Origin of the sequence: Conexibacter stalactiti (assembly GCF_033542075.1) — a bacterium.
GTDB classification, from domain to species: Bacteria; Actinomycetota; Thermoleophilia; order Solirubrobacterales; family Solirubrobacteraceae; genus Conexibacter; species Conexibacter stalactiti.
In genome coordinates this window covers 1-6,912 of the sequence record NZ_JAWSTH010000171.1, presented here as the reverse complement: position 1 = coordinate 6,912, position 6,912 = coordinate 1, and the positions used below count along the sequence as shown (strand labels likewise).

Below are 6,912 nucleotides of genomic sequence, written 5' to 3'. Positions count from 1 at the left end.
CGCTCCGCGTCGCTGCCCGCGACCGCCGGCGGTCCCGCGCCCACGCCCGCGCCTGGCGCCGCGCCCGCGCCTGGCGCCGCGCCCGCACCTGCCGGCCGTCTCGCGCCCGCCACCGCGATCTCGCTCGCTCGCTCCATCGGTCGCGATCATGCCACCGCAGCCGGCCCGCCACGCCACGCCACCCACTACGCTGCGGCGATGGACGCGACCGACCTCGCCTTCGCCGGCCTCGCGGGTCAGGCCGATCTGGTCCGCCGCGGGGAGGTCACTCCGCGCGAGCTGGTCGAGCTGCAGTTGGAGCGGATCGAGCGGATCGACCCGCTGCTGAACGCGGTCCGCGTGACCTTTCCGGAGCGCGCGTTCGCCGAGGCCGAGCAGGCCGCCGCGCGCCGCGAGGCGATGGCGCGCACCTCCGGCAACGGCGCCGCCGCGCGCCCGCTGCTCGGCGTCCCGATCCTGATCAAGGACGACGTCGACGTCGCTGGGGAGGCGACTCGCTACGGCTCCGCCGCCTCCTCCGATCAGCCAGCCCTCGCCGACGCGGAGGTCGTCCGCCGGCTGCGCGCCGCCGGCGCGATCGTGATCGGCAAGACCCACACCCCGGAGCTGATGCAGTGGCCGTTCACCGAGACCGCCGCGTACGGCATCACGCGCAACCCGTGGGATCTGAGCCGGACTCCGGGTGGCTCCAGCGGCGGCTCGGGCGCGGCTGTCGCCGCGGGCCTCGCCGCAGCCGCGCTCGCGACCGACGGGGCCGGCTCGATCCGCATCCCGGCCGCCTGCTGCGGCCTCTTCGGGCTCAAGCCGCAGCGCGGGCGCGTGCCGGAGGCGCCCAAGCACGAGCCGTGGCTGGACCTCTCGACGACCGGCTGCGTCACGCGCACCGTCGCCGACACCGCCCTCTGGCTCGACGCGACCGCCGACCGCGACCCTGGCGCGCCGTCGTACGCGCACGCGGCCGCGACGCCGCCGCGGCGCCCGCTGAAGATCGCCTACACGACCCGCAACCCGCTGCTCGCACCGGTCGCGAGAGAGCCGCGCGCGGCTCTCGAACAGACGATCGCGCTGCTGCGCGAGCTGGGCCACACGGTCGAGCGCGTCGACCCGCCGCTGGACCCGGTCCTGCCGCAGGTGATCGCGCGCTACCTGCGCGGGATCGCGGAGGACGCGGCGAAGCTCCCGCACCCCGAGCGGCTCGAGTCGCGCACGCAGGGGATGGTGCGGATGGGCCGGCTGCTGCCCGACGGCTTCGTGCGCTGGGCGCGCGAGCGCGAGGGGGCGACGACGGTCGCGCTCAGCCGCGTGCTGGCCGACCACGACCTGCTGCTGACCCCGGCGCTCGCCGCGCTGCCGCTCCCGATCGGCCGCTACGACGGCCGCGGCGCGCTGTGGACCTTCAACGGCGTCGCGCGCTTCACGCCGTTCACGCCCGGCTGGAACGTCACCGGGCAGCCGGCAGCCGCGGTCCCGGCGGGCTTCACGGACGGCGGCCTGCCGCTGTCGGTCCAGCTCGTCGGCCGCACGCGCGACGAGGCGACGCTGCTGTCGCTCGCGGGGCAGCTGGAGGCGGCACGACCGTGGAGCGCGCGGCGGCCTACGCTTGCGGAGTGACCTCCTCCTCCGCCGACGCCTCCACCGACACGCCCACGATCGAGACCGAGCTGCTGCAGGTCGCGCGCGACGCCGCGCGCGCCTCCGCAGAGGTGTTGCTGCACTACTACGGCAACGCCAGGGGAGTGCGCACGAAGTCGACCGACACCGACCTCGTCAGCGAGGCCGACGTCAACGCCGAGAGAGCGATCCGCGCGCTGCTCGCCGAGCGTCGCCCTGGCGATGCGGTCCTCGGTGAGGAGGGCGGCGAGACGCCGCCGACGGGGGAGAGCGGCATCCGCTGGATCGTCGACCCGCTCGACGGCACCGTCAACTACCTCTTCCAGTACCCGCAGTGGTCGGTCAGCATCGCGGCGGAGGACCGTCACGGGACGATCGTCGGCGTCGTCTGGGATCCCGTCCGCGAGGAGGAGTTCGCCGCCACCCGCAGCGGCGCCCCGACGCTCAACGGCGCTCCGATCGCCGCCTCCCAGCAGAGCGATCTCTCGCAGGTGCTGGTCGCGACCGGCTTCGCCTACGACGCCCGGATCCGCGCACGCCAGGCCGAGGTGCTGAGCGGACTGATCACGCGCGTGCGCGACATCCGCCGCGGCGGCAGCGCCGCGATCGACCTCTGCTGGACCGCGGCCGGCCGCACCGACGCCTACTACGAGCGCGGGATCCACCCGTGGGACTACGCCGCGGGCGCGCTGATCTGCGAGCGCGCCGGCCTCGCCGTGCGCGAGCTGCCGGCCGACCACGAGCTGCCGTTCGGCCTCGCGGTCGCCCCGCCGGCGCTGGTCGACCACCTGCACGCGCTCGTGATCGACTGAGCGCGCCGGACCGCTGGCTCGCCACCGACACCCCGGCTGCGCGTAGACTCGGTCCCTCTTCCACGCGGCGGTGGCGGAATGGTAGACGCGGCGGCCTCAAAAGCCGCTGGGCGCAAGCCCGTGTGGGTTCGAGTCCCACCCGCCGTATAGAGGGGTCGATTTCTTCGCTTCGGGCCCCGTAGGCTGCACACATGACCGACCAGGCGCCGCCCCTCAGACTCACGCCCACGCAGGAGATGAAGCTGGCGACGATCGTCGCCGAGGTCGCTGGGCTGTTGCGCGCCGCCCCCGACAACTCCTGTCCGTTCGGATGCGGCGCAGAGCCACCGGCCGACGATCCGTGGACGCACGCGCTGGACTGCCCGATCACCTATGCGCGCGAGCTGCAGGCGTTCGGGGCGGAGCTTCGGCCATGATCGGAGGACGATGCGCCTCCTGCTGAACATCATCTGGTTCGTTCTGTGCGGTCTGTGGATGGCGATCGGCTACGCCTTCGCGGCGCTGATCTGCTTCATCCTGATCATCACGATCCCGTTCGGGATCGCATCGCTGCGGATCGCGGTCTTCGCGCTGTGGCCGTTCGGCAAGACGGTCGTCCGCCGCGGCGACGCGGGAGTCGCCTCCGGGATCGGCAACGTCATCTGGCTGCTGCTGTGCGGCTGGTGGCTGGCGCTCGGGCACCTGATCACCGGCGTCGCGCTCTGCATCACGATCATCGGGATCCCGCTCGGCCTGGCGAACTTCAAGCTGATCCCGGTCTCGCTGCTGCCGCTCGGCCGCGAGATCGTGACGGTCGAGCAGGCGCGGGCGCTCGACGCCGAGCAGATCACGAGCTTCTGAGGATGCGCGCCGCCGTCGTCGAGCAGTACGGAACGCCGGTCGCGCGCGAGTTCGACGAGCCGACCGCGGGGGAGGGGCAGGTCGTCATCGCCGTCGCGGCGGCCGGCGTCAACCCGGTCGACGTCGCGAGAGCGGCCGGCACGTTCTACTCCGGCAGAGATCCGCTGCCGTTCGTCGCGGGCGGCGAAGGCGTCGGGACGCTGCCCGACGGGCGCCGTGTCTACTTCGACCGCCCGGTCACGCCGTTCGGCGCGATCGCCGAGCGGGCGCTGGTGCGGAGCGATGCGACGATCGAGCTGCCCGACGGGCTCGACGACGGGCTCGCCGTGGCGCTCGGCATCTCGGGCCTCGCGGCGTGGCTGCCGCTCGCCTGGCGGGCCGACCTGCGACCGGGCGAGACGGTGCTGGTGCTCGGCGCGACCGGCGTGCTCGGCCTGATCGCGGTGCAGGCGGCGAAGCTGCTCGGCGCCGGCCGCGTCGTCGCCGCCGGTCGCGACGCCGCCGCGCTCGAGCGGGCGGTCGCGCACGGCGCAGACGCGACCGTGCGCCTCGACGGCACGAGCGGCTCCGCGCTCACCGACGCCTTCCGCGACGCCGCCGGCGGCGCCTTCGACGTCGTCATCGATCCGCTCTGGGGCGCGCCGGCGGCAGCCGCGCTCGGTGCGCTGGGACGCGGCGGGCGGCTGATCCAGATCGGCCAGTCGGCCGGGACGACGGCGGAGCTGTCGTCGGCGGCGATCCGCGGCACGCTCGCGGAGATCCGCGGCCACACGAACTTCCTCGCGCCCGCCGGCGTCAAGGAGGCGGCGTACCGCACGCTCGCCGAGCACGCGGTCGCGGGCCGGCTCACGGTCGAGGTCGAGCGCGTGGCGCTGCGCGACGTCGCGGACGCGTGGGCGCGTCAGCAGGCCGGCCTGCACGGGCGCAAGCTCGTGCTCGTGCCGTAGGTCAGCCGCGCGCGGCGCCGGTGCCGGTGGTGCCGCGCCGCTGGCCGGGCCGGTCTATGACCTTGCGCGGTGCGGCGCCCTTCCACTTCGCGCGGCTCTTCGGCACTTCCAGCTCGACGTGCCACTCCTGCCTGAACGCCTGCGCGGCGAAGGCGATCAGCAGCAGCTGCACAGGGATCACGATGAAGGTCACCAGCCCGAGCACCGACGATTCGAGTCCGTCGCCGCCGAAGATCGACTCCGGCGTCGAGAAGCCGGGCTTGTCGCGCTCCAGCCATTCCGGGCCGGAGACGGCCGCGAAGATCAGCAGCAGGATCGCGAGCGCGGCGACGACCGGAAGCACACCGCGGTTCCAGCGGCTGACCAGATAGGCCATCCCGATGTAGAGCAGCGCGTAGACGAGCTGGAGCGCCTTGCTGCCCTGCAGCGCCGACCAGCCGCCGAGGATGACGATCAGCTGCAGACCCGCCGAGACGAGCAGCAGCAGCACGACGATCGCGCGCGTGGTGTTCGACGACGCCTTCGCGCGATTGGGCCGGTCGATGACGTAGCCGTCCTCCATCCCTCGTGGACCCTACAATCCCCCGCGGTCGCGTGGCGCACTTCCCGTCGCGAGGGAAGCTCGCTCGTCGCCGACAACACCCCGCGGGTGTGGTGAAACGGTAGACACGCCGGCCTTAGGAGCCGGTTGGCCAGGTAGAGGCCTTGGGGGTTCGAATCCCTCCGCCCGCATTCTCGATCGCGAATGTGCGCAGCAGCACGCCAGAGCGGCATAGAATGGAGAGCGATGGGCACTCCAGATCAGCCAGCCACCGCCGCGATCGAGCTGACCGCCGTGATGCACGCGCTCAGCGACGACGCGCGCCTGGCCGTCGTGCGCGAGCTCGCCTGCGGCGGGGAGCGCCCCTGCGGCTCGTTCGACCTCGGCGTCAGCAAGGCGACCGCGTCACATCACTTCCGCGTGCTGCGCGAGGCCGGCATCACCGAGACGCGGGTCGACGGCAAGCGGCGGCTGCTCTCGCTGCGGCGCGAGGACCTCGACGCGCGCTTCCCCGGTCTGCTGACGGCGGTGCTGACCGCTGCCACGAGCAACGGCGCGGCGACCGCCGCGCCCGAGCGCGTCCCCGCCTGAGCCGCCCGCGCGCCGGCGATCGCACGAACGCGCCGATCACGGCACGAGCGCGCGACGCACCGCTCCACAACGAACGACGCCCCGGCGGAGAGCCGAGGCGTGCGCGGAGCGGGCCACCGAGGAGTCGAACCTCGCGTTACGGTTTTGGAGACCGTCGTGTTACCGATACACCAGTGGCCCGGGGCGGCGGTCATTGTAGGTGTTTGCCGCCCGCGCTGTCGCCTTGGTCGTACAGCTCGCCGACGGTCACGCCCAACGCCTCCGCCAGCCGCGCGACCGTCGTGGCGCGCGGATCCTTGTTGCCGCGCTCGATCTCGCTGAGATGCTTCGGATGCATGCCGGCGGCAGCGGCCAGCGCTTCCTGCGAGAGCTCCCGCTGACGACGCAGCTGACGGATCTTGCGCGCGAGCGGTGACGTGGTTGGAGGTCTGCCGGACACGAACATATGTTCGCATACTAGGCAAGTGATGTGACGGCTTCGCGGCGCTCATCGACATGGGCGAAGAACTCCGAAAGTGGAAGTTCGAGGCCGTCGGAGAGCTTCATCACCGTCGTGATGCCGGGTTCCTTGTTCGCGCGTTCGATCTCGCCGATGTGCTTGGCGCTGATCCCCGACCGGTCGGCAAGCGCCTCCTGTGACAGGTCGCGCTCACGGCGAAGCCGTCTGAGCGTTCTGGCGAACGCCGCGAGCTGAACGGAGGGGTCGCGCATCGGAACGGTGAAAGCTCCTTCACCGGCGGGCGCGGCACCACCCTCTAGGGGTGGTGAACCACCGTCTAGCGGTGGTAAATCTCCACCTGTAGACGGTTTTCTTGGGTATAGTCCGCTTCGCCTCGGGCAGCGGCGCGGCCGGCCTGCGCGCTGATTCCCCCTCATGCGCGCACGACCGCCGGCGGCATCGCGCCCGGGATTCCCCGTAAGCCGGCACCCCCCGGCGGCAGGGGGCATCGAACGCCCCGTTGCGGCAACGCGCCGGGGCGTTCGTGCGTTCTGGGTCAGTGCTCGCGCTGCTCTGCCTGCGCGCGTTTGCGCGCCCGCTCGGCCGCCCGCCGCAGGAAGCGGCGCTGCTTGGAGCCGACCGGCGCCCGGCTCATCTCGCGCAGCAGCTCGGCGGCCCTGAGCGCGGCCTCTGGATCGGGCTTCGGCGGCTGTTCCGGCGGTTGCGGCTGCGTCCCCATCACGGTTCATAACGCGGCGACGGCGGCGGGAGTTGCGCTGCCGGTGAACGCGGCGCGTCGGCCGACTTGACGAAAAGACTGTTCCGATATATCTTTGACGCATCAAGAACAGTCAACGACAGGAGAACGGCATGCGATATGCAGCCAACTTCGCCGCTGATGCGGGACGCTCCGGCTCCTGCCATCGAGGCGGCTTCGACATCACGGATTTCTGGCGTGCCATGTCCGGCGGCGGTCGCCACGGCGGCGGTCACGGCCAGGGCGAGCACGGTCGCGGCGGCGGCCCGGGGCGCGGCGACTTCGGTCGCGGCGGCTGGGGTCGCGGCGGCTTCCCGTTCGGGCCTGGCGGCCCGGGCGGCCCGGGCGGCGGCTTCCCCTTCGGACCGGGCGGC

At 72.9% G+C, this 6,912-nt stretch carries 10 protein-coding genes, 3 tRNA genes and 1 pseudogene; 9 read left to right on the top strand and 5 right to left on the bottom strand.

Annotated features, from left to right (window positions below):
• The first annotated feature begins 198 nt into the window (after positions 1–198).
• The 6 genes from R7226_RS30490 to R7226_RS30465 all read left to right on the top strand — a co-directional run bounded on the left by R7226_RS30490 (position 199) and on the right by R7226_RS30465 (position 4,210).
• On the top strand, positions 199–1,611 hold the full coding sequence (locus tag R7226_RS30490; RefSeq protein WP_318601292.1) for an amidase: 1,413 nt from the start codon (positions 199–201) through the stop codon (positions 1,609–1,611).
• Positions 1,608–2,423, top strand: a complete 816-nt coding sequence (locus R7226_RS30485; protein ID WP_318601291.1) for an inositol monophosphatase family protein — start codon at positions 1,608–1,610, stop codon at positions 2,421–2,423. Before R7226_RS30490 ends, R7226_RS30485 begins: the two co-directional genes overlap by 4 nt.
• Positions 2,424–2,487: 64 nt before the next feature.
• A tRNA-Leu gene (locus R7226_RS30480) sits at positions 2,488–2,570 on the top strand.
• 44 nt (positions 2,571–2,614) lie between these two features.
• Positions 2,615–2,839 (top strand): hypothetical protein, encoded by a 225-nt coding sequence (locus tag R7226_RS30475; protein ID WP_318601289.1) that lies wholly within the window; start codon positions 2,615–2,617, stop codon positions 2,837–2,839.
• Between the two features lie 10 nt (positions 2,840–2,849).
• Complete coding sequence (locus tag R7226_RS30470; RefSeq protein ID WP_318601288.1) at positions 2,850–3,263, top strand: YccF domain-containing protein; 414 nt, start codon at positions 2,850–2,852, stop codon at positions 3,261–3,263.
• A 2-nt stretch (positions 3,264–3,265) separates the two neighbouring features.
• Complete coding sequence (locus R7226_RS30465) at positions 3,266–4,210, top strand: quinone oxidoreductase family protein (protein WP_318601287.1); 945 nt, start codon at positions 3,266–3,268, stop codon at positions 4,208–4,210.
• 1 nt (position 4,211) lies between these two features.
• Here R7226_RS30465 and R7226_RS30460 read toward each other — a convergent pair whose 3' ends face one another.
• The gene (locus R7226_RS30460) at positions 4,212–4,772 is read right to left on the bottom strand and encodes a hypothetical protein (protein WP_318601285.1); all 561 of its coding nucleotides are present in this window, start codon (positions 4,770–4,772) and stop codon (positions 4,212–4,214) included.
• 83 nt (positions 4,773–4,855) lie between these two features.
• Here R7226_RS30460 and R7226_RS30455 point away from each other — a divergent pair.
• Together R7226_RS30455 and R7226_RS30450 are read left to right on the top strand one after the other, a co-directional pair.
• Positions 4,856–4,942: transfer RNA gene (locus R7226_RS30455), tRNA-Leu, on the top strand.
• Positions 4,943–4,997: 55 nt separating this feature from the next.
• Positions 4,998–5,342, top strand: a complete 345-nt coding sequence (locus R7226_RS30450; RefSeq protein WP_318601283.1) for an ArsR/SmtB family transcription factor — start codon at positions 4,998–5,000, stop codon at positions 5,340–5,342.
• A 109-nt stretch (positions 5,343–5,451) separates the two neighbouring features.
• On the opposite strand, the gene R7226_RS30445 is transcribed toward R7226_RS30450, so the two are convergent.
• The 4 genes from R7226_RS30445 to R7226_RS30430 form a co-directional block, all read right to left on the bottom strand.
• Positions 5,452–5,522, bottom strand: a tRNA-Trp gene (locus R7226_RS30445).
• A 10-nt stretch (positions 5,523–5,532) separates the two neighbouring features.
• A complete protein-coding gene (locus R7226_RS30440; RefSeq protein ID WP_318601281.1) occupies positions 5,533–5,787 on the bottom strand; it encodes a helix-turn-helix domain-containing protein in 255 nt (84 codons plus the stop codon).
• A gap of 11 nt (positions 5,788–5,798) precedes the next feature.
• A complete protein-coding gene (locus tag R7226_RS30435; RefSeq protein WP_318601280.1) occupies positions 5,799–6,053 on the bottom strand; it encodes a helix-turn-helix domain-containing protein in 255 nt (84 codons plus the stop codon).
• A 284-nt stretch (positions 6,054–6,337) separates the two neighbouring features.
• Positions 6,338–6,520 (bottom strand): hypothetical protein, encoded by a 183-nt coding sequence (locus R7226_RS30430; protein ID WP_318601278.1) that lies wholly within the window; start codon positions 6,518–6,520, stop codon positions 6,338–6,340.
• Positions 6,521–6,651: 131 nt separating this feature from the next.
• Between R7226_RS30430 and R7226_RS30425 the strand changes: the two are divergent.
• A pseudogene (locus tag R7226_RS30425) lies at positions 6,652–6,912 on the top strand (PadR family transcriptional regulator); the annotation flags it as partial.

What these genes read in the sequence shown, in the direction of transcription:
- R7226_RS30460 (WP_318601285.1), bottom strand. Translation starts at nt 4,772, where the DNA reads ATGGAGGACGGCTACGTCATCGACCGGCCCAATCGCGCGAAGGCGTCG.
- R7226_RS30440 (WP_318601281.1), bottom strand. Translation starts at nt 5,787, where the DNA reads ATGTTCGTGTCCGGCAGACCTCCAACCACGTCACCGCTCGCGCGCAAG.
- R7226_RS30435 (WP_318601280.1), bottom strand. Translation starts at nt 6,053, where the DNA reads ATGCGCGACCCCTCCGTTCAGCTCGCGGCGTTCGCCAGAACGCTCAGA.
- R7226_RS30430 (WP_318601278.1), bottom strand. Translation starts at nt 6,520, where the DNA reads ATGGGGACGCAGCCGCAACCGCCGGAACAGCCGCCGAAGCCCGATCCA.
- R7226_RS30475 (WP_318601289.1), top strand. Translation starts at nt 2,615, where the DNA reads ATGACCGACCAGGCGCCGCCCCTCAGACTCACGCCCACGCAGGAGATG.
- R7226_RS30470 (WP_318601288.1), top strand. Translation starts at nt 2,850, where the DNA reads ATGCGCCTCCTGCTGAACATCATCTGGTTCGTTCTGTGCGGTCTGTGG.
- R7226_RS30450 (WP_318601283.1), top strand. Translation starts at nt 4,998, where the DNA reads ATGGGCACTCCAGATCAGCCAGCCACCGCCGCGATCGAGCTGACCGCC.
- R7226_RS30465 (WP_318601287.1), top strand. Translation starts at nt 3,266, where the DNA reads ATGCGCGCCGCCGTCGTCGAGCAGTACGGAACGCCGGTCGCGCGCGAG.
- R7226_RS30490 (WP_318601292.1), top strand. Translation starts at nt 199, where the DNA reads ATGGACGCGACCGACCTCGCCTTCGCCGGCCTCGCGGGTCAGGCCGAT.